Origin of the sequence: Endozoicomonas ascidiicola (assembly GCF_001646945.1) — a bacterium.
Lineage (GTDB): Bacteria > Pseudomonadota > Gammaproteobacteria > Pseudomonadales > Endozoicomonadaceae > Endozoicomonas > Endozoicomonas ascidiicola.
Genome location: NZ_LUTV01000006.1, coordinates 445,943 through 470,486, shown reverse-complemented (window position 1 = coordinate 470,486; position 24,544 = coordinate 445,943). Strand labels below are relative to the sequence as shown.

Sequence of the window (24,544 nt, the reverse complement as noted above, 5' to 3'; positions counted from 1 at the left end):
TACTTCGATGGCGATTTTGCAGTTCCACAATTTCAAAGTTCAATATGCGATATCGCAGATAACCCAAACACGAAAGGTGGCTGTTATGACTGTTTGCAGAAGTTTTGAAAATGGGAACTATCGAAGGCTATGGATGAGTTGCTCCTGGTTGGTCGGTGTCATGTTGTTGCTCTCTTCTATAACCGGGGCACATGCCTCAATGTTAAGTATTGGTGATAAGGCCCCGGATTTTCAGGCCCACTTGTCTACCGGTGAAACGGTCTCTTTTCATGAGTGGATAAAAAAAGAAGGTGGTGGTTTAACGTTGTTGCTCTCTCACCCTCATAGCTTTACCCCTGTTTGTACAACAGAGCTGGCTGCACTGGAAAATAAGGCTGCAGAGTTTCGCCGCAAGGGGGTGAACGTTATCGGTTTAAGTGCTGATTCCGTGGCTTCTCAGCAGTTATGGCTGAAGGATGTGGCTGCCTATGCCAATGTGCAGTCAATCAGTTATCCATTGATTGCTGACGAGGATCTTTCAATCTCGAAAATGTACGGTATGCTCCCAGCGGATGCGCAAGCAGGAGAGCAAAGAACCGCAAACGAAAACTATACGGTCAGAAGCGTGTTTGTTATCAACAATCTGGATCAGAAAATTGAAGCGACCATTAATTATCCCATGGAAGTTGGGCGTAGTTTCGATGAACTCAATCGACTAATTGATGCGCTGACGGTTGTATTAACATCCGGGAAAAAAGTAGCCACTGCTGCTGATTGGGTGCAGGGAGAAAAGCTGACTGTTAACCCTCAAGTATCTGATGAAGAAGCCAGAGGGTGGTTTGATACTCTGGATATTCAGAACTTGCCTTCTGCCAGTGCAGGGTATGCAAACTATTTACGATTCATTCCTTATCCTGATTGCAGTCAAGAGAGAGATCTTCAATTATCTGATGCCAATGGTTGCGGTAAGGATACATTTATTCCACCGTGCCACCAGTGTTCGTATGATGGCTCGCAGTGTTTCTGGTGCAGTGCTTTCACCACATGGGATAGTTGTGAGCAACATAATGGCCATAAATGTGGTCAAGCCCAGGCATGTAATCCATGGTGTCCGATATATCCGATCTGTGAGCCTAACTAGATCTGTTGACCTCACTAAAGCTACTGGTTTTGTGAGCATTTGGATGGTATCAATAGCGTTGGAATAATCTGCAGTCAGGCCCTTGTTCCAAACAAGGGCTCGAGGTGTCTAGTGTAGTGAGCTGCATTTAATACAACATAAATAATCTCGCTGTGCCATTATAGGTAAGAGCATCTAAGGACGGATACTATCTATGAGAGTCGCAGCCAAGATAAGCCTGAGTGAACAGGAACAAAAACTACTAAACCAAAACTCACTTGAAACCATCGGTTTTATTTTGGTTTTGGCTTAACCGGTTTTCTGAGCACCTCTTCCTCCTCGTCAAGAGACGTTTTGGTATGGAGTCTGTCGGCTAACTCGACTGGTTTTTGGTTAATCTGCACGCAGAAGGCTTTGACATTCTTCACCAGTTCATCTTGGGTGCTATGNCTAAGGACGGATACTATCTATGAGAGTCGCAGCCAAGATAAGCCTGAGTGAACAGGAACAAAAACTACTAAAACGTCTATCGTCGTCAAATAAAAGCTCTGTACGCATTGCCCGTCGTTCTAAWATTATTCTTTTGGMTGCAGWTGGAAAAACCAATCTTGAAATTGCGGAAGCAWTAAATATCGAACGGGGACAAGTAAGCCGTTGGCGAGTTCGTTATGTAGCTGAAGGTTTTCGGGGAATAGAGAAAGACCTTCCTCGTGGTGGTCGTAACAAACAGATTAATGCTACGGAAATCGTTCGTTTGACCACTCAAACAAAGCCGGATAATGCTACTCACTGGAGCACTCGCTCTATGGCTGAAGCCGCTGGCATTAGTGCGACAAGCGTGCGTCGCATATGGAAAGCCCATGGCCTTAAGCCTCACCTGGAAAAGACATTCAAAGTTTCTCGTGATCCAAAGTTTGTGGAAAAGCTTGAGGATATCGTWGGACTCTATCTGACTCCTCYAGAACATGCCCTAGTGTTGTGCTGTGATGAAARAAGTCAGGTTCAGGCACTTGATCGCACACAGCCGGGCTTACCTCTGAAAMAGGGACGTGCTGCGACAATGACTCATGATTACAAACGACATGGGACAACTACCTTGTTTGCAGCACTGAACGTACTTACAGGAAATATTATTGGTCAATGCCAGCAAAAGCATACTCATGCAGAGTGGCTGAAGTTTTTGAAACAGATTGATCGGGAAACCCCAAAAGATAAGTCTTTACATCTTATCTGTGATAACTACGCAACTCATAAACATCCGAAGGTAAAAGAGTGGCTGGAAAAGCACCCGCGATTCCACGTTCACTTTACACCGACATCAGCTTCATGGATGAACATTGTTGAGAGGTTTTTCCGAGATTTAACCACACAGCGTTTACGTCGAGRGGTATTCAAAAGTGTTCCAGAGCTTGTGGAGGCAATAGAGGAATATATCGAAAAACATAACGAGAAGCCCAAGCCGTTTATATGGACAGCCAAGGCTAATGACATACTGGAGAAGGTAGTTCGAGCTAATTGCCGCTTAAGCAGCAAAAAGAACGGCGCACTACACTAGCAATGCTCTCCTTCTTTCTCGGTCGTTTATATTGTTCTTCAGGAAAGCGCACTGTTTATACAGTGCTGTTGTTGCTGTTTACACAGTCATTGTTTGCTTCTTCATTAAATATTGGTGACACGGCGCCAGATTTTGAAGCTCACCTCTCAACAGGCAACAGGTGAAGCCATTGGTTTTTATGAGTGGATTAATCGGGAGGGCGGCTTGTACACCTTTCTGTTTTCTCACCCCCATGATTATACGCCAGTGTGCACCACGGAACTGGCCGAGGTTCAGAAGAAAATCGGAGACTTTCGGCGAAAAGGGATAAATGTTATTGGGCTGAGTGCAGATTCAGTGCACTCTCATCAATATTGGTTGAAAGATGTTGCCGCCGTGGCTGGAAGCATCGGTAACGTTTCCAGTGATCGCGGATGAAAATCTGATTGTATCGAAGCTATATGGAATGCTGGCGGCAGACGAGAGTATAGGCAATGGCCGGACATCAAGAGAGAATTACACGATACGTGCCGTTTTTGTCATTAATAATGACAGTAAAAGAATAGAGGCAACGATGACTTACCCTATGGAAGTGGGTCGTAATTTGGATGAGATCCAGCGTTTACTGGATGCACTGATCACAGTGAATACAAATAAGAGTAAGGTTGTGACTGGCGCCGGCTGGGTAAGGGGTAATGATTTAATTCTGAATCCGGATATAACCGATGATCAGGGCAAAAATTTTTATGGCAGCTTGCGCATTCAAACATTGCCATCCAGCAATTCGGGCTATCCGGATTATCTGAGATGGGTGCCTTTTTTTCGTAAACTGCAGAAAGACCATATAAAAGGGGGAGATCTTGAAAACTGTGGCCCGAACAGTTTTGTCAGCCCTTGTCATCAGTGCAGCTGGGATGGCACAAGCTGCTTTGAATGCAGTGTGTTTACCACATATGATGCCTGTGAAACCCATGGTGCTCACACCTGTGCTGAGATTGCACCCTGTGGGCCATGGTGTCCGGAGGCACGGGTTTGTGATCCTGACTAAGTGCGTTTATATATAAACCGACCAATAAGAATGAATACTGAATATCTTGATACATTGAATCAACCGGTTCCTTTGGAGCCAGTGTCTACTGACTGGCTGCATGATGCGGGTGTTCGGCTGGACATGCTACGGCTTGATCAACTGGACCCTCTGGTCAGCGGTAATAAATGGTATAAGTTGAAGCACAATCTGAGCGCGGCAAAGGTGCAAGAGAAAGCAACGATCCTCAGTTTTGGTGGCGCATGGTCCAATCATATTCATGCGCTGGCGGCAGCTGGGCATCGTTTCGGTCTCTCCACTATCGGTGTCATCCGCGGCGAACCTATAGAAGAACATGGTCATTTATCATCGATGCTTACGGATGCCGCCGGCTGGGGAATGACACTTCGATTTCTTTCTCGCAGTGACTATCGCAATAAGAATGATCCTGAATTTATTCAACAGCTGTTATCACGGTTTGGACTGCGTAAAGAGGATGTCTATATCGTGCCTGAGGGTGGCAGTAATTCATTGGGTGTTATGGGGTGTCAGGAGATCTTGTCGGCCAGTCAGATTCCGTCCAATCATTATGATGAAGTCTGGCTCGCCTGCGGTACCGGTGCCACGCTGTCCGGTGTCGCGCTGGCAGCAAACGACAGGTTACCCGGCACCCGGGTCATGGGTGTTGCTGTATTGAAAGGCGCAGATTTTCTTAAAAATGATATTCACCATTTTACTAAAAACTCGTTAGATAATTGGACACTGTTGACGGATTATCATCATGGCGGGTACGCTCATACTTCGAAAGAGCTGCTTGCTTTTATTCGGTCTTTTGAGCAGGAAACGGGAATTCTTCTGGACCCTGTATATACCGGTAAGTTGATGTTTGCCCTCTATCGCTCAGTACTCGATAGTGTCGAGAATACTGAGCCATATCGGAATAAACGTTTGCTGGTGGTGCATACGGGGGGGCTTCAGGGGCGTCGCGGTTTCAATATGCATTAAAACAATAATGGTTTTATCATGAATACGTCCATCGCCCGGCAGATTGCAAGAATCATTCTTGAAGGGTTTAGTGATTATCGTACCCAGTTTACTGATATCACCCTCGGCGCCCGCGATCGTTTTCTTCAGGCGGACTGGAGTGTTGCCCAGCACGCCGCCTCGGACCGCATTAATTTATATTACCTCGCCATTACCAATGTGATGGATGCGCTGGAAGATGCAGTAGATAAGAGTTATTTGCAGAACAGTGGCTATTGGCAGGATGTTCATGACGCTTATCTGGATTTGATTTCATATCGCACTGATCCGGAACTTGCCGAGACTTTTTACAACTCGGTGTACCGAAAAGTATTTAAAGGTGAAGCAGTGAACCCCGGTCACTGTTTCATTCAGTCAGAATTTGATGGTTTCAAAGTACACAGCCCCAGAGGAATTTACCGTTCTTATTATCTCGAAAGCGGGCTGGTGAACCTGGTTGGTCGAATGCTGGATGATTTTGCGTTTGAGCGCCCATGGGAATACCACCGTCGGGATATTTGCAATATCATCCATGCGTTGCAAAAGCAGCAACCGGAATGGGTGAAAAAAGACAATGTTCGAGTGGATGTTCTGAAATGGGTGTTTTATCGGAATAAAGCGGCGTATCTCATTGGTCGTATGGTTTCTGGTGATGAGCTGCAGCCCTTCGTTTTAGCGGTGCTGAATAATGAACGCGGTGGCCTTTTTGTTGATGCTCTGCTCTGTCAAAACGACTGTGTCAGTGTATTGTTCAGTTTTACCCGTTCTTATTTTTTGGTGGACGCGCGCATTCCCTCGGAGTGTGTTGAGTTCCTGCAATCCCTGATTCCTGAAAAAAACAGAGCGGAGCTCTACAGCTCCATAGGTTTTTTTAAACATGGTAAGAGTGTCTTCTATCGGGATTTTCTGGAGCACTTGCAGAGCTCTGACGATCAATTTGTGATCGCTCCCGGGGTGAAGGGGATGGTGATGTCGGTTTTCACCCTGCCATCCCTGAATATGGTATTTAAAGTGATTAAGGATCACTTTGCTCCGCCTAAAGACATCAGTAAAACCATGGTGAAAGATCGTTATTATCTGGTAAAGACCCATGACCGGGTTGGGCGTATGGCAGATACTCAGGAATTTTCAAATCTGATTTTACCCAAGGATCGTTTTAGTGAGGAGTTACTGGAAGAGTTGCAGGCAGTCGCTCCTTCGACGGTTATTGTTTATGGCGAGAAAGTACTGATTCGGCATTTATACACTGAGCGTCGTATGATTCCTCTGAATATTTATGTGGATCAGGTGCTGAAAAATGGCGATGAAGAATCCCTTCAGGCAGTGTTGAACGAATATGGTCGGGCAATCAAGCAATTGGCGGCGGCCAATATCTTCCCTGGAGATATGTTGCTGAAAAACTTTGGGGTAACCCGTCATGGTCGTGTAGTTTTCTATGACTACGATGAGATTATTTATCTGACAGAGTGTAACTTCCGGAATATTCCCGAGCCCCTTTATCCCGAACAGGAGATGGCTGCCGAGCCTTGGTATTCTGTTTCTCCTGGCGATATATTTCCTGAAGAGTTTCCGGTCTTTCTTTTTCCAGATGTGCAGATTCGAACGCGTTTTGCAAGGCTGCATGGTGATTTGTTTACGGCAAGCTATTGGCGCAGCATTCAGGATCAGATCAACCATGGTAATGTCATGGATGTCTTACCTTACAGCCCGACATTGAAGTTGAAAAGGGAGCCAAGAAGTGCAACGCCTTCGGTACGGGGGCAGAAGATAGAGGAGCCTGTCGTATAAGACAGGCTCTAAGAAGCTGTTCACAATCTTTCTGCGAGCTGCAAACGATGATCAACAGCTTCTAATCAATCAAGATTTTTTCAAGTATTTAGTCAAAAGCACGATTCTTACGCCATTCACCCGGCCTTCGATTTGTTCAGGGTTGCCGGTCAGTGATATACCACGAACGGCTGTGCCGCGTTTTGCGGTAAAGCCAGCACCTTTAACGGCAAGGTCTTTGATCAGAGTGACCGTATCGCCGGCACTTAAAACACTACCATTGCTATCCAGCGTGGGAGTATCAGACTCTTCAGAAGCCATGCCGGATTCAGCCCATTCACGGGTTTCATCATCCAGGTACATCATATCCAGAAGATCCTGGGCCCAGGTTTCAGTAGAAGACAGTCGGTTCAGCATTCGCCATGCCATTACCTGTACCGCAGGCACTTGACTCCACATGCTGTCGTTCAGGCAGCGCCAGTGGTTAGCATCCAATGTATCTGTTTGGTTTATTTGTTCTTTACAGAACTGGCAGGTCACGATACAACGGTCGGCGTTGGTATCATCGCTTTTTGGAGGAACAGGTAACACGGATAAATCCGTTGTAGAACTGCAAAGCTCACAATGGGAATTGCTGCGGGATAACAGTGCTTGGAGAGTGCTCATATCTGGGAAGAAGGGGTCTTGCAAAAATGGAGCGGGCAGTATGCCTCCATTCTTTTCAAACGCCAAGTGTGGGCTCTACTATTTATGCCTAGTCAGTAAAATCTGTGGGCAATTTCTGGTTCAGGTAGCTTGCCAAGTGCATGGTATAACGCAATTTCCGCGCATCTGTAGGTTCTGAARCCGTAAGATTTTCTCGTAGTGAGTTTTATCTTGGTGTTCAGMCCCTCAACTATACCGCTTGAATACGCCTTTTTAGCTCTGAACCAATTCAGGATAAGTGGTCTGTGTCGTCGAACTGTTTTGGCAACCTTCTTCATCGGTTCTAACTTTGATCGCATCACTCTTTTACACCAACGATCCAGATATTTTCCAGCCCAATGTGACGACACGTAATCCCAGAACACCTGAAACTCTTCCTTAAGCAGGTACGCTCTGACACTTTTGAGGTTGTATTGCAGCACTGTGCTTAACTTGACTTCTTCTTTCTCAGTCAGGTTCTCTTTCCGCTTCAGAAGGCACCAGCGAGACTTTTTCAAAACAGGCTCATAACCGTCAGCCTGAAGCTGTTTGTGCTCCGAAGCCCTGACTTCATCGATGGCTTTATTTAACATCGCCACGATGTGAAAACGATCAAGAATATGCAGAGCTTGCCCCGCAAATTCCGCAATAGCCTTCACATAAGGCTTCCACATATCAGAGCAAACATACTTTAATCGCTGGCAACGCTCTGCACCCAAAAACGTSAAAAACTGRCGGATAGTGGCTTCTGTGCGTTCCTCGCCAACCMACAGTAGTCGTGTACACTCCCGATCAATCTGATAAACCACTGTCAGGTATTTATGCCCCAGCTGATACGCCACTTCGTCAACACCTATGGCCTCAATATTATCGAGCACCCGATGGGCTTTGCCCCATTCAACAATGTACTCGACTGAATGAAATACCTTCTCCCATGAAGTATTAAACGTCTTGGCAACTTCCTTCCAGGAGAGTTTTCGAGCCCAGCCTGCGAGAAACTGCATGTACACTTTGGTCAGTTCTTTTTTACCTTCTGCCCATGGAACCTGCTCAACCTTTACGCCACATGTCTTACATTGAACGCGGCGCATTCTGTAAATCAGGAAAACTCTGATTCCCCAGAGAGGAACAAACTCGAAGCGTCGTTCAGCAAGGCGATCGTAACCCGGTGCTGGGTTGTGGCAGCCTGAACAGATAGCGTGACCATTCTTGCGGGGAACGACTGTCACATCGAAGACTTCAGAGCCTTGATGGAAGCCGAGTTTTACATCCTGATAAACAAATGACTTGAGTTTATGAACTTTATTGAGGATAGTTTTTATCAGCATCAGCGACGTTTCTTATTGTTTTTTGTCTGCAAACAAAAAAATCTATCAGAAATCGATCGCTGGTGCTTTTTTCTTCAAATTAGCTCATTTTTACCCACAGATACCCCTGAAGAGCCCTATTTATAAATACCCGGTTGTATGGAACCGTGGCTACTGTTACTCGTTTTTGGTGATGTGCAGTTCGAAAGACTCCTGAGTATCATCAAAGCTGTTGTCAAAAATAGTTGTAATGAGTGTTTTAGCACTATCAAAACGAGTAATGTCATTATCCAGTAAGCTCGGCACATCAGAAAACGCAAAAACACGATGAAATGGACTTGTTTCAATGATAAAAGTCTGTGTTTTTGGTTCAATCTGGTTTGTGCTGTCTCTAAAAGAATACCTGAGCAAGTATTTGCTGGGACGTTTCAAAAAATTATTCAATATTTCCAGTGTTCCAGCTTTGGTGGTGTCGGTTTCTTTTCTTTGGGACGAAAAAAGAAATTTGAATGTGTTATCTAAATAGTTATCTTTCTGTAATTGAGTAGATAGGTCAGATATCTCAAAACTCTGCTTATCCGTTTCTTCTATCACAGTATCCGTTGGAGATGAATCGGAGCATTCATCATTGAATGTTTGTTTAGGGCACTTATGGTAAACCGAACTTATCCATGCTGGAGGTGTTTGATCATGGCAAAGTTCTGGCAGTTTTAGTTTTAGTATCACAAGGTCTTCAGCAGAGAGCTTTACATGGGTGAAGTGCTGATATTCTGGCCCTTTTTTGCCCCGATGGCGTTCTGGTTGATCAACAGGGATCAGAACACCGGATGAGATCAAACTATCAATAAAGCTTGTGTCATTAGCGGTTTCATTTTCCCGGGGATTCCTACATGCACTTAATGAGAAGGATAGCTCTAAATTTATCGCAGAATAAGTGGACGTAACATCTCTGCCATTCCAGTCTAGAACGCATTGTCGAACAGAAGGCAGCTCCCCTTCAGGAAATTGCCTTTTAATGGATTGAATTAGCGTAGTTACATCGGCAAGCGCTCTATTCTGCTTATCTACGAGTGCCAAACCTTGAAAGTTTACAGCTAATCTTTTGTGAACAGGCGTATTTTTCTTGGAAGGGCTTGAATCAACGTCTCCTAAGCGATCTGTATTTTTTATTGAAACAGGGGCTAGTTTTGAGCCGTTCATGTTGGCATTACGATTTCTAGTGGCTGAAGAACAAGCACCTATCATGGCGTCTGTTGTAAAGACGTTATCGACGGTTTTTTTGGGGATTTCATTTGCCATCTAACAAACTTCCAAACTTCAACAATGAAATGATTGTATCTTGTTGGACAGAATCTTTTTGAATTAGTTCAATCGTCCCCAGCGTATTGGATAGCACGTTCAGGCCAATCATCAGGGACAATGAATAAGTCTACGGGAAGGCTGGATTCAGGGTGGGAAGCTCGAAGGTATATTGGTCGTTGCAGGCCTGCCAGTTGATTCTGGATGTCCTTATAGCGGTGCTGAGTATTTTCTGCTTCGCTACTCAACCACTGATATTTACTAAGAAGCTGGAAATGACTATCCCGAAATAAGGCCTGTTGGTCTTCCATCTGACCGAGAGTCATCCAGTATCCTCTTAGGTGATCCGGTCGGCAATGTTGCGGTGGTGGGCATAGGGCTGCAGAAAGGTGATCGGGCTGTTGATAGAAGATAAGACTATGAGATGTCTGGCTGTTTCTAGTCGTTGTGTTCTGAAAAGTTTCTGATGCAAGTGGGTAAAATAGCCTTCCCTGAATCAGTAGCTCTCTTCTTATATTACTACTCTTTATGTTTTTGGCAGCCAGCGTTGCTCTGCCTTCAGTAGAGTTACTGAGAGATATTTGATGATGGATAAGCCTGTGCATCTTTATATCAAGGCGATCCCTAAGTCCAGGCCCTACCCAGTTTGACCAGTTGGAACCTGAAAGGCTGCCGTTATTACAGGGCAAACCCAGATAAAACTTTACTGCTAATTCCCTGTGAACGGTTCGCTGATGATGTTGATAGAGCAGGTCGAATTCTCCAATAGTCTTCAATCTATCGCTGGAATAAACCTGAAGATTATGAGCCAGCAGCTCAGTCTCTGATAGTTCATCCACAAGGAACTGCCATAGAGTCTCATATAAAATACCCAGCAAAGGATTACTTTTATTTTGTACTTGTGATGCCAGCTTCTCAAGCTGCTTTTCGGTTGGGGTCAACAGCGAAAGATTGCCGGGTAAGACATGGTCAACACACAGTGGGTGAGCATCACTGCAAAAGATCGGCGGGGCGCTTTGTATCCAATGCAGCGCCTGGTGTAGAGTATGCTTTAGGATTTGGTGTGAAAATTCATGCATAAAGTATACTAACGCATCTCATAAGGCGGCATCACTGAGTTTATGGAACATTTTAAAAATGTCGGGGTCACCGGTCGTCAGGGACGTATCCATGTGGAGGATACCCTGAGGCATCTGGCCGATTTTCTCCAGAAACGCGGCGTTAACGTACTATTGGATCAGCAACTGGATAGTCTGATTCCCGGCCACGTATTTCCCATGGTTAGCCGTGAAGAAATGGGTAAACAGTGTGACTTGGTGATTGTGGTGGGTGGCGATGGCAGTATGTTGGGCGCCGCTCGAGATCTGGCCGCTTATGATATTCCGGTGATTGGCATTAATCGTGGCCGACTGGGTTTTCTCACGGATATTTCTCCGGATGAGCTGGATGACCAGCTGACGGAAGTACTGGAAGGTCGTTATCTGGCGGAAAGCCGCTTCCTTTTAGAAGCCAGGGTGCGGCGCAAAGGTAAGGTAATTGGGCAGGGTGATGCACTTAACGATGTGGTTTTGCACCCTGGTAAATCCACCCGGATTATTGAGTTTGAACTCTATATTGATGGGCAGTTTGTCTATAAACAACGGGCGGACGGGTTAATCATTGCCACGCCTACTGGCTCAACCGCTTATGCGCTTTCTGGTGGTGGTCCAATTATGCATCCAAGGCTGGATGCCATTGTACTGGTGCCCATGTATCCGCATATGCTCACCAACCGCCCATTGGTGGTGGATGGCGATAGCGAGCTGAAACTGGTGATTCGGGAAGAGAACAGCATTTATCCTCAGGTTAGTTGTGATGGTCAGATTCATATTACCTCCGCGCCAGGGGATGAAATCACTATCCATAAAAAATCCCAGCGGTTGAAGCTACTTCATCCGTTAAATCATAATTTTTATGAATCCTGTCGTTCAAAATTACGCTGGAACTATCAGGAAGATCGATGCTGACAACAGCACTCTGCTATTACTCGTTTAAGGAAACTGTTTGACCATGCACAGAGCGCTGGAAATTGGCGGAACGGTTGATCTGAGTGATCTCTCTTTCTTCCTTTATAGTCGGGGGATTCCCCATAAAATTACTGAAGAATCGGGTCAGCAAGTCATCTGGACCGCGAGTGAAGAACATTCCCGGGTGGTTGTCAGTATTTATGAACAGTGGCAATCCGGTGAATTGAAACTGGCATCGGCACCACCAAGAGTGGGAGTGAACGCGGGGCAAATATTCCGAAATATTCCCTGGAAGCAACTGCCGATTACCTTTCTGTTTATTGTGGCTTGCGTGCTGGTGGGCATCATTACCCAGATGGGCACAGACTGGCAGACCATCAGTTGGTTCTCCTTTGTACCTTTTCAGGTAGGGCAGGGCTATCTTTACTTTGGCAGTTTAACCATGGGGCTGGAACAGGGAGAATACTGGCGATTGATCACGCCGATCTTCCTCCATTTTGGTATCAGTCACCTGGCGTTTAATATGCTGACGCTGTATATCTTTGGCAGCCGCCTGGAGGTTCGTCAGGGCGGATTACACCTTTTGGGTATTATTGTATTTACCGGCTTTCTGTCCAATGTCGCCCAATTTTTCTGGGGCGGCGATAACACGATTTTTGGCGGGTTTTCCGGTGTCGTTTATGGCCTGATGGGTTATTGCATGGTTCGTGAAAAGATTGATTCTGCCTGGCGATTTGGTCTGCCGCCGCTTTATTACGGGCTTATGTTAGGCTGGCTGGTCATTGGTTATACCGGTATTCTTGGCAGTATTGGCTTTGGCAATATGGCCAACGCCGCACACACGGGTGGTTTGGTTGCGGGTGGCCTGCTGGGTCTGGTTGCTGGTTTTTTATTCAAATCTAAAGAACATCAAGCTTAGGGATATAAGTGTATGCAGTTAGACGCTTTTCTTGAAAAAATGAACCCTGCCATTCATCAGTCTCTCAGGCAATCACTGGAGCTGGGCAAGTGGCCCGATGGTCGCACCATGACGCAGGAAGAACGGGATGCCAGCCTGCAGGCGGTGATTGTTTATGAATATCAGCATTTACCAGAATCTGAGCGCATTGGTTATATGCCGGCCAAGTGTGGCTCTTCGGGTAAAAAGCATGATGACAAAATAGAGGCAGAAGAAGCTTCCATTCTGCGTTTTCAAGACGCCTGATTTTATTTAGCCATTCAGAGATAGAACGTGTCCGAAACAACCCTTACCGGAACCCTGAGTAAAATGACTTCAGAGCTGATCCCTGGCGCTGAAGGACAGAAAAATACGGTTAATTATTCCTTGCCGGTGGGAGACCAGTTGCTCCCTCTGAATGCACTTATTGGGCAAAAGCTCTCCATGGAATATCTGGGAGAGATCTTCTGCTGTCACTGCGGTCGTAAAACCAAGAAAAGTTTCAGTCAGGGATTTTGCTATCCTTGTTTCCGTAAGTTACCTCAGTGCGACACCTGCATTATGAGTCCGGAAAAGTGTCACTACTTTGAAGGCACCTGTCGTGATTCTGAGTGGGGCGACAAGTTTTGTATGACGGATCACGTGGTCTATCTGGCCAACTCTTCCGGCTTGAAAGTCGGCATCACCCGGGGAACTCAGATTCCAACGCGCTGGATTGATCAGGGCGCTGTTCAGGCAATGCCGTTTATTCGTGTGGCTACGCGACAGCAGTCTGGCTTGATTGAAACGATTTTTAAAGAGTTTATCAATGACAGAACCAATTGGCGGGCTATGCTGAAAGGTCCTGCGGAGCCTTTGGATTTGCAGCAGCATGCCATTGAATTGCTGGATATGAACGGTAGCCGGATCAAAGCGCTGCAAGAGCAGTTTGGTTTGCAGGCCATTCAGCCCATGCTGGGTGACATGGCCGGAGAAGCCAGTAAGCCTGCAGTGATCGAAATTGATTACCCTGTGGAGCACTACCCGGTAAAAGTGACATCCCAGTCATTTGATAAGAAGCCGTTAATTGAAGGTATTCTTCACGGCATAAAGGGCCAGTACCTTATCCTGGATACTGGCGTCATCAATATGCGTAAGCACACCGCCTATCAGGTGACAGTTTCTGTCGGCTGAACATGGTTAAGCACCATAAAGCTAAGGAATAAATACAATGAAAGAAGCGCAGCCAAAAGCGATTTTTCTTAAAGATTATCAAGCGCCAGACTATTGGATAGAACGTACTGACCTCACCTTTGATCTGTATGAAGATTATGCCACCGTTAGCTCAGTGCTCACGGTTGTCAGGAATCAGGATAAAAAAATCGCTAACGGCAGCCTGCCGGTGTTGGAATTGGTGGGTGACGATCTTGAACTGCTCTCTGTCGAGATTGATAACCAGCCCTGGACGGACTATCAAGGGGACTCAGGTGTTCTGAAAGTCACCGTTCCTGGGGAACAGTTTTTCCTGAAAACCGTATGTAAAATAAAGCCTCAGGAAAACACGTCACTGGAAGGATTGTATAAATCCAATGGCATGTTCTGCACTCAGTGTGAAGCAGAAGGCTTTCGGAAGATAACGTACTATCTGGATCGCCCGGATGTGATGTCTCTCTTCACCACAAAAGTGATTGCAGATAAATCCGTGTACCCGATTCTGCTTTCCAACGGCAATGATATTGATCGGGGCGAGCTGGAAAATGGCCGTCACTGGGTTCGTTGGGAAGATCCCTTCAAAAAACCGAGCTACCTGTTTGCCCTGGTAGCGGGTGATCTGCAGTGTGTGGAAGACCATTTTACCACCATGAGTGGTCGGGAAGTGACACTGCGCATCTTTACCGAGGCCCATAATATTGATCAATGCGACCACGCCATGGTTTCTCTGAAAAAATCCATGAAGTGGGATGAAAACGTCTATGGTCGTGAATACGATCTGGATATCTTTATGATTGTGGCGGTTGATCACTTCAACATGGGAGCCATGGAAAACAAGGGGCTGAATATCTTCAACTCTGCTGCGGTTCTGGCCAGTCCGGAAACTGCAACGGATGGTCGTTTCCAACGGGTTGAAGCTATTGTTGCCCACGAATATTTTCACAACTGGTCCGGCAACCGGGTGACCTGTCGCGACTGGTTCCAGTTGAGCCTGAAAGAAGGCTTTACGGTATTCCGTGACTCCGAATTCTCAGCGGACATGAATTCCCGCGGAGTTAAACGTATTGAAGACGTTAATGTTCTGAGAACTGCTCAGTTTGCTGAAGATGCTGGCCCTATGGCGCATCCAATACGTCCTGAGTCGTTTATTGAAATTTCCAACTTCTACACCGTGACCATTTATGAAAAAGGGGCAGAAGTGGTGCGGATGATTCATGGCATTCTCGGTGCCGAAGATTTCCGCAAAGGCTCTGATTTATACTTTGACCGTCATGACGGTCAGGCTGCCACTTGTGAAGATTTTGTTAAGGCCATGGAAGACGCTTCCGGGAGAGACCTTGGTCAGTTCCGCAACTGGTACAATCAGGCGGGCACACCGGTGTTGACTGTCAACGATGAATACAATGAAGACACCCATCAATATCAGCTGATTATTGAGCAAAGCTGCCCGGCGACACCAGGTCAGGATAAAAAAGAACCTTTCCATATCCCGGTGCGAATTGGACTGTTGGATGGTGAAGGTGAAGATCTGCCATTGAATGCAGAAGGGGACACCAGCCTGGTTCTGGATGTGAAGCAGGCGAAGGAAGTATTCACGTTTGAGAATATTGAAGAGCGTCCATTGCCTTCTATCCTGAGAGGTTTTTCGGCGCCGGTTCGCGTGGCGTTTGATTATTCCCGTGATGACCTGTTGTTCTTGATGGAAAACGACAGTGATCACTTCAATCGCTGGGATGCCAGTCAGCGCCTGGCGACCAGTGTGATTGAAGAAATGGTGGCTGCCATGGTCGCCGGTAACGACGTTGCACCGGATGCACGATTGATCACCGCTTTTGGCTCGGTCATTCACGACGAATCTCTGGATTTGGCTGTTAAGGCAGAGATGCTGGTGTTGCCATCAGAAGCCTCTTTGGCACAACAGGCGGCTGTTGTTTATCCGCAATTTATTCATCGAGCAAGACAGCAGGTAAAGCACGCGATTGCGCAAGCCCATCAAGGGGAATTGGAAGCCGTTTGGCGTTCATTGAGCAGCACCAAACCCTATCGTCCGGCAGCGGAAGATATTGCTGAGCGTACACTGAAAAACATCTGTCTGGGTTATCTCACAGCTCTGGATGAAAAGGGAACGTTAGCGCTGGCAGAGCAGCAGTATCACGGCGCGACCAATATGACCGACCGGTTTGCTGCCCTGTCCTGTGTGATCAATGCTGGCCATCAAGATCGTGAGTTGATGGATGAAGTGCTGGATGATTTCCTCAAGCGCTATCAAGATGATACTAACGTAATGGATCAATGGTTGTCCGTTCAGGCGGCAAGCCCAGCGATGGGTAGTTTGTCGCATGTGTTGTCGTTAATGCAGCATGAGGTGTTTGATGCTTCCAGCCCGAACAAACTTCGTTCTGTATTGGGTGGCTTTGCCAGCAATATGAAGCAGTTTCATGCGGTTGATGGTTCTGGTTATGCCTTCCTTGCGGATCAGTTGCTGGATTTGGATAAGAAAAATCCACAGATTGCTTCCCGCCTTCTGACGCCATTAACCCGCTGGCGTAAGTTTGAGCCTGCAGCTCAGGAACGAATGAAAGTGCAGTTGGAGCGTATCAAGAACTCTGAAGGGCTTTCTGCAGATGTGTATGAAGTGGTTAATAAGAGTATTTAAAATTTCTCTTATTTTTAGGGAAGTTGCATTGTAGAAATTACCAGTCATCCGTCATTCCCGCGCAGGAGGCTGTCGCGAAACTCCAAACATCTCGTTCCCATGCTTTGCGTGGGAATGCATACTCTCGAATTTTCAAAGGGTTAGAAGTATGGGTTCCCACGCAAAGCATGGGAACCAGGGCTTTTGCGACAACCTCGCAGGCGGGAATCCATTGCGAGCCTTGGATCCCCGCCTGCGCGGGGATGACGGTGGTATATTTTTAACCGCAGCTTCCCTTAGTAACCCTCAGGCTCTATGCTCTGTTTAGCAGAGGAGGTCTGAGGGTTTAGCTCAGTCCAGTTATGACATCCGCCTTAAAATAATAGGGCGACACCACAACCGACAAGCGTCATGATCAGAAGAATCTGTTTTAAGGTTTCAGATTTTGCCGTGATCGCAAATTTGACTGAAAGATGGGCGCCAATAATAAAACCAATGGAAAGAATCAGAGCAGGAATCCAATCAACCTGCCCCCGGGCAATGAATACAATCAGAGCCATTGTAGTGAACGCCAGTGTGCAAACCAACTTAAGCGCATTTCCCCGCACTAGGTCATATCGAAGCACTCCACAGACAGCGGCAAGAAGAATAAAACCAACACCCGCCTGAACAAAACCGCCATAAAATCCAGCAATGACAAGACCAGTCCATCCTTTTTTTGATTCAGACACTTTTAATGGGATGGAGCCTATATCTGGAACAATCATTGCCGGGCGTATCACCATAATCAGGCTCATGATGATCATCACGCCCAAAAGCATCGGCTTCAGTAAAGACTCCGGACTGTAAGATGCGGTGAGTGCTCCGGCAATGCCGCCGAGCAGCGTTGGAACCATCATGGGCATGATTTCTGTGGTTTCCAGGCGATTGTGCTTTTTGAAACCGATAGCACCCGTCAGGCTTTGTAGAAAAATACCGACGCGATTGCTGGCATTGGCAATATCTGCTGGCATTCCCATGATCATCAAGGCAGGAAGCGTCAGATTTGAACCGCCGCCGGCAAGGGTGTTGATGGCGCCGGCGAAAAGGCCAAGCACAATAAGCGTGATTGAAGAGAGTAGAGTGACTTCCATAGGCCCGATTGTTATCCCTTTAGGCAATTTGTTATGTCGATCATAACTGGCGAATCCTAGCAGACAGCGTTGTAATCAGCTATTGCTAGGGTTCCGATAATTGTCGTGCCTTAAAAGCTCAACTAGGAGCCTGTCGGACTTAGAACAACTTTTGAGTATAATACCCGCAAGATCGTAAAAGACAGCCAGCCAATGAACAAATGGACTTTCAGACCCATTGACCGAGACATCCCTGACTTTTTTCCTGCCACTGTTCAGGATTATCTGCCAGAGGTGCATCTTGCTCGCTTTGTTGTAGAGGTGGTTGAGCAGCTAGACCTCACACCTTTGATCAGCGCCTATAAAGGAAGGGGTTCTAAAGCCTGGCATCCATCCCTCATGCTGTCGTTATTGTTCTATGGATATGCAACAGGTGTCTTCTCCAGTCGCAAACTGGAGAAAGCAACTTATGACTCCATCGCCTTTCGATATATCTGCGCCAACGAGCATCCGGATCACGACAGTATCAACACCTTTCGCCAGCGCTTCCGTAAAGAAATCAGTGAACTTTTTGTTCAGATATTGTTGATTGCGCAACAGGCAGAATGGTTGAAGCTGGGAACCATCAGCCTCGATGGAACCAAGATGAAGGCCAATGCCAGCAAACACAAGGCGCTCAGTTACAAGCACGCATGCAAGCTCGAAAAGCAGCTCAAGGCAGAAGTTGAAGAGCTCCTCAGGATGGCTGAAAAAGCAGATACTGAAAAATTGCCAGACGAATTATCCATTCCTGATGAGCTGAAACGCAGGGAAGATCGCCTCAAGGTGATTGCCGATGCCAAAGCTGAAATTGAGCGACGAGCTGAAGAACGTTATCAGCAAGAGCTGGCAGAATTCCAGGACAAAGTTGCCCGTCGTGATGCGATCAGAGATACGGGAAAAAAGCCACGGGGCAAAGAACCGAAAGCCCCTACGCCGGGTCCCAGGGACAAAGATCAAGTCAACCTGACAGATCCGGAGTCTCGCATAATGCCAACGTCTGCTAACGGTTTTGTACAGGCTTATAATGCGCAGGCCGCAGTAGATAACGACAGTGGTCTTATTGTTGAAAATCATATTACTCAGGCGACCAATGACAAACAACAGGTAGCGCCTGCCCTCGAAGAACTGGCCTCTCGTGCAGAGCAGATTGGCAAGCCCAGCGCGATTCTTGCCGACACGGGCTACTTCAGTCAGGGCAATGTGTCTGCTGTGGATAAGTTTGGAGCTATCCCTTACATTGCAGAAAAGAAGGATGCCCATAACAAACCTTTACTGGAGCGCTTTAAGCCCGATGAGCCGATGCCCGCAGGCGATGATGTTACCGCACTGGAGTTGATGCGTTGGCGATTGCAAACCCGGGAAGGACGGGCGGTGTATGCATTGAGAAAAAGCACCATTGAGCCAACGTTTGGGATACAGAAGGAAGTGATGGGATACCGTCAATTTCTGGTCCGTGGTCTTGAAGCAGTGTCTGCTGAATGGGATCTTCTGTGCATGGGTTTTAACCTGAAGCGGATGTTTACGCTGATGCTGAAAGATCTTCAGGAAAGTATCATTTTTATGCAGTTTATTTCAGCTTACAGGTTATTTGTCGCATGCATTTGGATATTTGGGCAAAAGAGACTGACGACATAAACAGCACTTCCAGACTGGATTCTGTGATTTTTGACTTTATTGCGGCCCATCTCCGGTTTTTACTTTCAAGTCCGACAGCCTCCTAGAGCTTTCTTGATGTGTATCCCAAATCACCACTTCTACCTTTATTGCCATATGAGCTTGTCGCAAAAGCCCTGGTTCCCATGCTTTGCGTGGGAACCCATACTTCTAACCCATTGTAATTAAAGACTATGCATTCCCACGCAAAGCATGGGAACGAGATGTTTGGGGTTTTGCGACACCCTCATATAGCTTCTCGTGGAAAGCAGTGGCTTGGTCTGTAACAAACATGCTTAATCTTACTTGCTGGACATTGGTAAGGTTGTGTTTAGTGCATATTCGATCGAGCTGTGTTTGATTAGTAAACGCTATTACAGCCCCACTTTTAGGGTCTTTCAGGATTAATTGATTGGTGTGACCACCATGAATTACGGCGATTCTTTCATGACCTTTTTGCAGCAATAGCTGGCCTTTTTCAGTGAGAAACCAGTCATTCTTCTCCAGTGTTTGCTTGTCTGTATCATCCAGGTTTTCACCAGTTATTATCTTGAAGGTGGTTCTGAAATCAGCATCACTCATGGCAAGTAGCGTATACTGATCTACCGAGCTGTTATGCATATTACGTATTTGGGTAAGGCGTTGCTGTGTTGCAGGATCCTCTTCTTGCAGGATTAAGTGCCTCATTCGCCGCTCAGCGCATTTCATCTCTTCTAGTTGGTACTTGTATTGCTGGTCAGATTGTAATCGAGCATAACGAGTGGCTACGCGTTGAAATAATCCAGTAACTTGTCTTAGTTGCTTGAGATAGTTATCAGTGGCTTGCTGAGCCTGAATTCTCTGGGGTTCATTTTCAGCGAGAGAATTCAGTATATGATGATGGCTCTCCAAGTCTCTTAATAGGTTTTCATGTAGGTGATAGAGGTGTTGGTCATCGCCGTTGTTCAACATGTTTGGTGTTATGTCTACGCCAGCATCGAGCCAACTATTTAATTTGGCAAGCCGTTCTTCCTGTCTGACTATGGTTATTGCATTATCTATCCGTTTAGCTATGTCGTGATTTAAAGGAGAAGTCTGCTTTGTATAAAATAAAGAAAACTCTTCCGCCCTTGCTGTCAGTGATTTGTAATGTGACTCCAGAAAGCTCACAGTGATTTTATTGCTGTCAGATAGGAGTGCTATTGCTACTTCTTTCCAGTTATGAAAAAACTCAGTGGTTTGCTGATGGAACTGAGTATGATACTGAAGCTCTTTCTCTTTTAATGTTTGAAGGATTTTTCGGAATAACTCTGTCTTTTGCCCATTGATATCGGCTTCTTGCATTAATTGAGCTGAGATTAAACTAGTTTCATCGATCAGTGCTTTGAGCGCTTCGGAAGATGAACGGAAATTCGGTGATGGATTTAACAACGAACCATGGTCAAGAGATATATTTTTTAGCGTATCTACCAAAGCGCGTAAAGCGCTTTCAGTTGTCTGATCAGACACTCTCTGAATAAGGTTTTCGCTTGTTATGATCAAACCCATTGACTCTGATTTATCCCGATCGCGATTCTCTTTAAACCTTTTAGCGTCATCTGTTAATTTTTTTACTTCCTCATAAATCACCGGACTTTTTTTCAGCGCGGTATTGGTTACAAGTTCGCGATAAAGAAGGTTTATTGGGGCTTTAAGATTTTGGGCTATATCTGGTTGACGCAACACGAGATGTGCTGTTCGCTTATTTATTTTCGAACTGTTCACTTGCAACGTCAATGTGCCTGATGCCGAATTGTTTGGAATGTATTTTGAAGCAGAAGATGAAGGTGCTAACGAGTGAGTTTGATAAGTGCTGGATCTGCCAGCTCCATCAGGCTTTGTGTCTCTTGAGGGAATAGTTGGTCTTTTTACGTAATGAGTAGTATGAGGGATTCCATTGTTAGGCATTTGAGGCTCCAAGAAAAAATGAGGAACTCAAGCCAATTTTTTATTAGAAAGTTCTTACGAATAAATAATAAGCCTGAGTGCTTTTATACTGAGACTTTGAAGAAATGAATTAGTTCCTTTGTGCTACAGTATTTGATTCCCCCTGAAAAAGGGGGAATCAGATGTTCGGCTATCAGCTATTCGCTTTATCCGGATTAAAGTGCTCCCGCATCTTCTGCAGCAGAAGATAGAACACTGGTATCAGCAAGGTACCAAAGATAGTTGCCGCCAGCATACCAGAGCTCACGGTAATACCAATGATCTGACGACTCGCAGCGCCAGCGCCAGACGCTAATACCAGCGGCATTACGCCCAGAATAAATGACAGTGCTGTCATCAGAACCGCACGGAAACGCAGGCCAGCAGCATTGAGTGCTGAGTCAAAGATGCTGTTGCCTTCCCGGCGTTGCACCATGGCAAATTCGACAATCAGAATGGCGGTTTTGGCGGCAATACCGATCAACAGAACCATACCGATTTGGGCATAGATATCGTTAGCCAGAATCGGATTGAAGTGACGCATGACATTAATGCCAGCAAACGCACCGAAAGTAGCGATAGGCACGGCGCTGATGATGGCCAGAGGCAACGTCCAGCTTTCGTACTGAGCTACGAGGAACAGGTAGGCAAACAGGAAGCACATGGCAAATAACATAGGCGCCAGGTTGTCAGCATCAATCTCCTGAAGGGACTGACCGGACCAAGCGTAGGTGTAACCGGTTGGCAGATTGTCCGCCAATCTTGCCATGGCATTGATAGCATCACCAGAACTGTAACCAGGCGCCGCCTGACCACTGATATTGGTGGACTGGTACATGTTGTAATGACCAATGCTGCTTGGGCCGAGAACTGGCGTCAGGGTAGCCATGGTGGTTAGTGGCACCATCTGCCCTTGGCTATTGCGCACATAGAACTTACTTAAATCAGCAGGGTCAGACCGGTCAGCACTTTCTGCCTGAAGATTCACCTGATAGTTTTGACCCAGTAATGTGAAGTCATTGACGTATAAAGAACCCAGCTGTGTTTGCAGGGTTGTGAAAATTTCTGTCAGTGATACATCCTGCGCCTTGGCTTTATTTCGGTCTACTTCCAGAAAGTACTGAGGCACATTCGCCTGCCAGGTGGAGAAAACCTGAGCCAGTTCTGGCTGCTGGTTGGCCTGGTAAACCAAACCGTTCAACACCTGAGCCAGTTCCTGAGGAGAGCGCCCCATGGTGTCTTGCAATCGGAAGTCAAAACCACCGGAGTTGCCCAGACCCGGAATCGGCGGGAAGGCAAAGGCCATGATTTGTGCTTCCTGAATACCCCAGAGTTTTCCTTGAACTCGTTGAAGAATTTTATCCTGATGAAGTTCTGGAGTCGTTCGTTCATCCCAGGGTTTCAGTACAACGATGCCGAGGGCGGCGTTACTGCTGGCACCACTGAAAATACTGAAGCCCGATACGGTGATGACACTTTCGACACCGTCTTCTGAACGGATGATGTTAGAAATATCTTCCATCAGCGTCTGGGTGCGGTTCAGTGACGCAGCATCTGGTAGCTGAATGTTCACCGCAAAGAACCCCTGGTCCTCGTTAGGAATAAAGCCACCGGGCGTTGCGGTAAACAGATAACCAGTAGACGCCAGAATAATCCCCAGTAGGCCAACGCCCAGGATTGAACGACGAAGTAATACTTTCACCCAGCTCTGATAGCCACCGGTGAGCTTGTTGATGAACGTATCGATGGGCTTCAGCCAGACAATCTGGTTCAGGTTTTCTTTTTTCAGTAAAACGGAACACAGAGCAGGGCTGAGAGTCAGTGCATTAATGGATGAAATCAACACGGCTACGGAGATAGTGACCGCAAACTGCGTGTAGAGGCCACCGGTAATGCCCGGCATAAAAGCAACCGGCACAAATACCGCCAACAGCACCAGCGTTGTCGCGACAATTGGGCCGGACACTTCCTTCATGGATAAGCTGACGGCCGCTTTGGGCTCCATGCCTTCTTTGGTAATAAGACGTTCGACGTTTTCGATAACGACAATCGCGTCGTCTACCACCACCCCGATCGCTAATACCAGACCAAACAGGCTGATGGTGTTGATGGAGAAGCCCAGGGCTTTCATCACCGCAAAGGTACCGATCAATGAGACTGGAATGGCAATTGCGGGAATAAGGGTTGCTCGCCAATTCTGCAAGAACAGGAACACCACCAGAATAACCAGTAGCACCGCTTCGAACAGGGTTTGCACCACTTCCGAAATGGAGGCTGAGATAAACTCGGTGGTGTCAAACTTGATGGCGTACTCCATGCCCTCCGGGAAGTTTTTGCTCAGTTTCTCCATCAACACTTTAACGTTTTTCGCAACATCCATGGCGTTAGCGTTAGGTTGCTGATAGATAACCATGAACGTGGTGGGCATGTTATCCATTTTGGCCACGCCACCGTAACTCTGGGAACCCAGCTCCACACGGGCGACATCATTAATCCGAATAAAAGAACCGTCGGGGTTGGCTCTGATAATGATGTCACCAAAAGCTTTGGCGGAGTCCAGCTGACCACGGGTACGGATGGTGTAGGTGAACTGTTGTTCTGGCTGGTTTGGCGCCTGTCCAAGTTGACCGGCAGCAACAATGGCGTTTTGCTCACTGACAGCATTGCTGATATCCGAGGCGGTAACGCCGAGGGAAGCCATGCGGGTAGGATTCATCCAGACGCGCATACTGTAGGTCATCGCACCAAGTACTTCGGCCTTGGCAACCCCGGTGATGCGGGTCATGGAATCAGCGATGTAATTACTGGCGTAGTTACTGAGATAAATTTCATCAAATTGACCATTGGGTGAAAGCAGGTTTACCCCCAATAGCATATTAGACGATTGTTTTCGTACGTTGATGCCCAGTCGCCGAACCTGTTCTGGCAGCTTTGGCTCTGCTGCAGATACCCGGTTTTGGACGTTGACCATGGCAATGTCCTGATCAACGCCAGATTCAAACGTCACCGTAATGGATACACTGCCATCGTTGTAAGCAGTGGAGTCCATATAGATCATGCCTTCCACTCCGTTGACCTGATCTTCAATCGGACGCATCACGGCGGATTCCAGCGTTTCCGAATCGGCGCCGGGGTAAACCGCTGTTATGGAAATCTGGGGCGGCGTAATTTCCGGGAATTGGCTTACCGGTAATGTACTCAGAGAAATAAGGCCCACAAGGGTGATCACAATCGAGATGACGAATGCGAACTTGGGCCGGTCAATAAAAAACTGGCTGATCATC

The 24,544-nt window shown here is 46.7% G+C and carries 18 protein-coding genes and 1 pseudogene; 12 read left to right on the top strand and 7 right to left on the bottom strand.

Features of this window, described 5'->3' with window-relative positions; genetic code table 11:
• Positions 1-85: 85 nt before the first annotated feature.
• The 6 genes from AKL11_RS18960 to aceK all read left to right on the top strand — a co-directional run bounded on the left by AKL11_RS18960 (position 86) and on the right by aceK (position 6,471).
• Positions 86-1,120, top strand: coding sequence for a redoxin domain-containing protein (locus tag AKL11_RS18960; RefSeq protein WP_157673665.1), 1,035 nt, complete (start codon positions 86-88; stop codon positions 1,118-1,120).
• Between the two features lie 448 nt (positions 1,121-1,568).
• Complete coding sequence (locus tag AKL11_RS18955; protein WP_067520392.1) at positions 1,569-2,654, top strand: IS630 family transposase; 1,086 nt, start codon at positions 1,569-1,571, stop codon at positions 2,652-2,654.
• Positions 2,655-2,786: 132 nt separating this feature from the next.
• Positions 2,787-3,071, top strand: coding sequence for a redoxin domain-containing protein (locus tag AKL11_RS18950; protein ID WP_067520390.1), 285 nt, complete (start codon positions 2,787-2,789; stop codon positions 3,069-3,071).
• On the top strand, positions 3,019-3,681 hold the full coding sequence (locus AKL11_RS25725) for a thioredoxin domain-containing protein (protein ID WP_172807330.1): 663 nt from the start codon (positions 3,019-3,021) through the stop codon (positions 3,679-3,681). The genes AKL11_RS18950 and AKL11_RS25725 overlap by 53 nt, the downstream gene beginning before the upstream one ends.
• 30 nt (positions 3,682-3,711) lie before the next feature.
• Positions 3,712-4,665 (top strand): 1-aminocyclopropane-1-carboxylate deaminase/D-cysteine desulfhydrase, encoded by a 954-nt coding sequence (locus tag AKL11_RS18940; RefSeq protein ID WP_067520386.1) that lies wholly within the window; start codon positions 3,712-3,714, stop codon positions 4,663-4,665.
• A gap of 18 nt (positions 4,666-4,683) precedes the next feature.
• On the top strand, positions 4,684-6,471 hold the full coding sequence (gene aceK / locus AKL11_RS18935) for a bifunctional isocitrate dehydrogenase kinase/phosphatase (RefSeq protein ID WP_067520383.1): 1,788 nt from the start codon (positions 4,684-4,686) through the stop codon (positions 6,469-6,471).
• 69 nt (positions 6,472-6,540) lie between these two features.
• On the opposite strand, the gene AKL11_RS18930 is transcribed toward aceK, so the two are convergent.
• The 4 genes from AKL11_RS18930 to AKL11_RS18915 form a co-directional block, all read right to left on the bottom strand.
• Entirely contained in the window at positions 6,541-7,116 is a 576-nt protein-coding gene (locus tag AKL11_RS18930; RefSeq protein ID WP_095210537.1) for a PhnA domain-containing protein, read from the bottom strand.
• Between the two features lie 92 nt (positions 7,117-7,208).
• Complete coding sequence (locus AKL11_RS18925; protein ID WP_067520378.1) at positions 7,209-8,462, bottom strand: ISL3 family transposase; 1,254 nt, start codon at positions 8,460-8,462, stop codon at positions 7,209-7,211.
• Positions 8,463-8,618: 156 nt separating this feature from the next.
• On the bottom strand, positions 8,619-9,740 hold the full coding sequence (locus AKL11_RS18920; RefSeq protein ID WP_067520376.1) for a hypothetical protein: 1,122 nt from the start codon (positions 9,738-9,740) through the stop codon (positions 8,619-8,621).
• Between the two features lie 68 nt (positions 9,741-9,808).
• Positions 9,809-10,819, bottom strand: coding sequence for a DUF1853 family protein (locus tag AKL11_RS18915; RefSeq protein ID WP_067520374.1), 1,011 nt, complete (start codon positions 10,817-10,819; stop codon positions 9,809-9,811).
• A gap of 42 nt (positions 10,820-10,861) precedes the next feature.
• Here AKL11_RS18915 and AKL11_RS18910 point away from each other — a divergent pair, with 42 nt between their 5' ends.
• The 5 genes from AKL11_RS18910 to pepN are packed head-to-tail and all read left to right on the top strand — an operon-like array spanning position 10,862 to position 16,530.
• Positions 10,862-11,746, top strand: a complete 885-nt coding sequence (locus AKL11_RS18910) for an NAD(+) kinase (protein ID WP_067520372.1) — start codon at positions 10,862-10,864, stop codon at positions 11,744-11,746.
• Between the two features lie 43 nt (positions 11,747-11,789).
• Positions 11,790-12,665 (top strand): rhomboid family intramembrane serine protease, encoded by an 876-nt coding sequence (locus tag AKL11_RS18905; protein WP_067520370.1) that lies wholly within the window; start codon positions 11,790-11,792, stop codon positions 12,663-12,665.
• A gap of 12 nt (positions 12,666-12,677) precedes the next feature.
• On the top strand, positions 12,678-12,950 hold the full coding sequence (locus AKL11_RS18900) for a DUF1315 family protein (protein WP_067520368.1): 273 nt from the start codon (positions 12,678-12,680) through the stop codon (positions 12,948-12,950).
• 27 nt (positions 12,951-12,977) lie between these two features.
• Positions 12,978-13,856, top strand: a complete 879-nt coding sequence (locus AKL11_RS18895; RefSeq protein ID WP_253705256.1) for a DUF2797 domain-containing protein — start codon at positions 12,978-12,980, stop codon at positions 13,854-13,856.
• Positions 13,857-13,893: 37 nt separating this feature from the next.
• Positions 13,894-16,530, top strand: coding sequence for an aminopeptidase N (gene pepN, locus AKL11_RS18890; RefSeq protein WP_067520366.1), 2,637 nt, complete (start codon positions 13,894-13,896; stop codon positions 16,528-16,530).
• A 353-nt stretch (positions 16,531-16,883) separates the two neighbouring features.
• On the opposite strand, the gene AKL11_RS18885 is transcribed toward pepN, so the two are convergent.
• On the bottom strand, positions 16,884-17,642 hold the full coding sequence (locus AKL11_RS18885; RefSeq protein WP_067520364.1) for a sulfite exporter TauE/SafE family protein: 759 nt from the start codon (positions 17,640-17,642) through the stop codon (positions 16,884-16,886).
• A gap of 192 nt (positions 17,643-17,834) precedes the next feature.
• Here AKL11_RS18885 and AKL11_RS18880 point away from each other — a divergent pair.
• Positions 17,835-19,190 (top strand): annotated as a pseudogene (locus tag AKL11_RS18880) (IS1182 family transposase); the annotation flags it as partial.
• Positions 19,191-19,508: 318 nt separating this feature from the next.
• On the opposite strand, the gene AKL11_RS18875 reads toward AKL11_RS18880, so the two are convergent.
• Positions 19,509-21,242 (bottom strand): hypothetical protein, encoded by a 1,734-nt coding sequence (locus AKL11_RS18875; protein ID WP_157673662.1) that lies wholly within the window; start codon positions 21,240-21,242, stop codon positions 19,509-19,511.
• A gap of 172 nt (positions 21,243-21,414) precedes the next feature.
• A complete protein-coding gene (locus AKL11_RS18870; protein ID WP_067520360.1) occupies positions 21,415-24,543 on the bottom strand; it encodes an efflux RND transporter permease subunit in 3,129 nt (1,042 codons plus the stop codon).
• Between the last annotated feature and the right edge of the window lies 1 nt (position 24,544).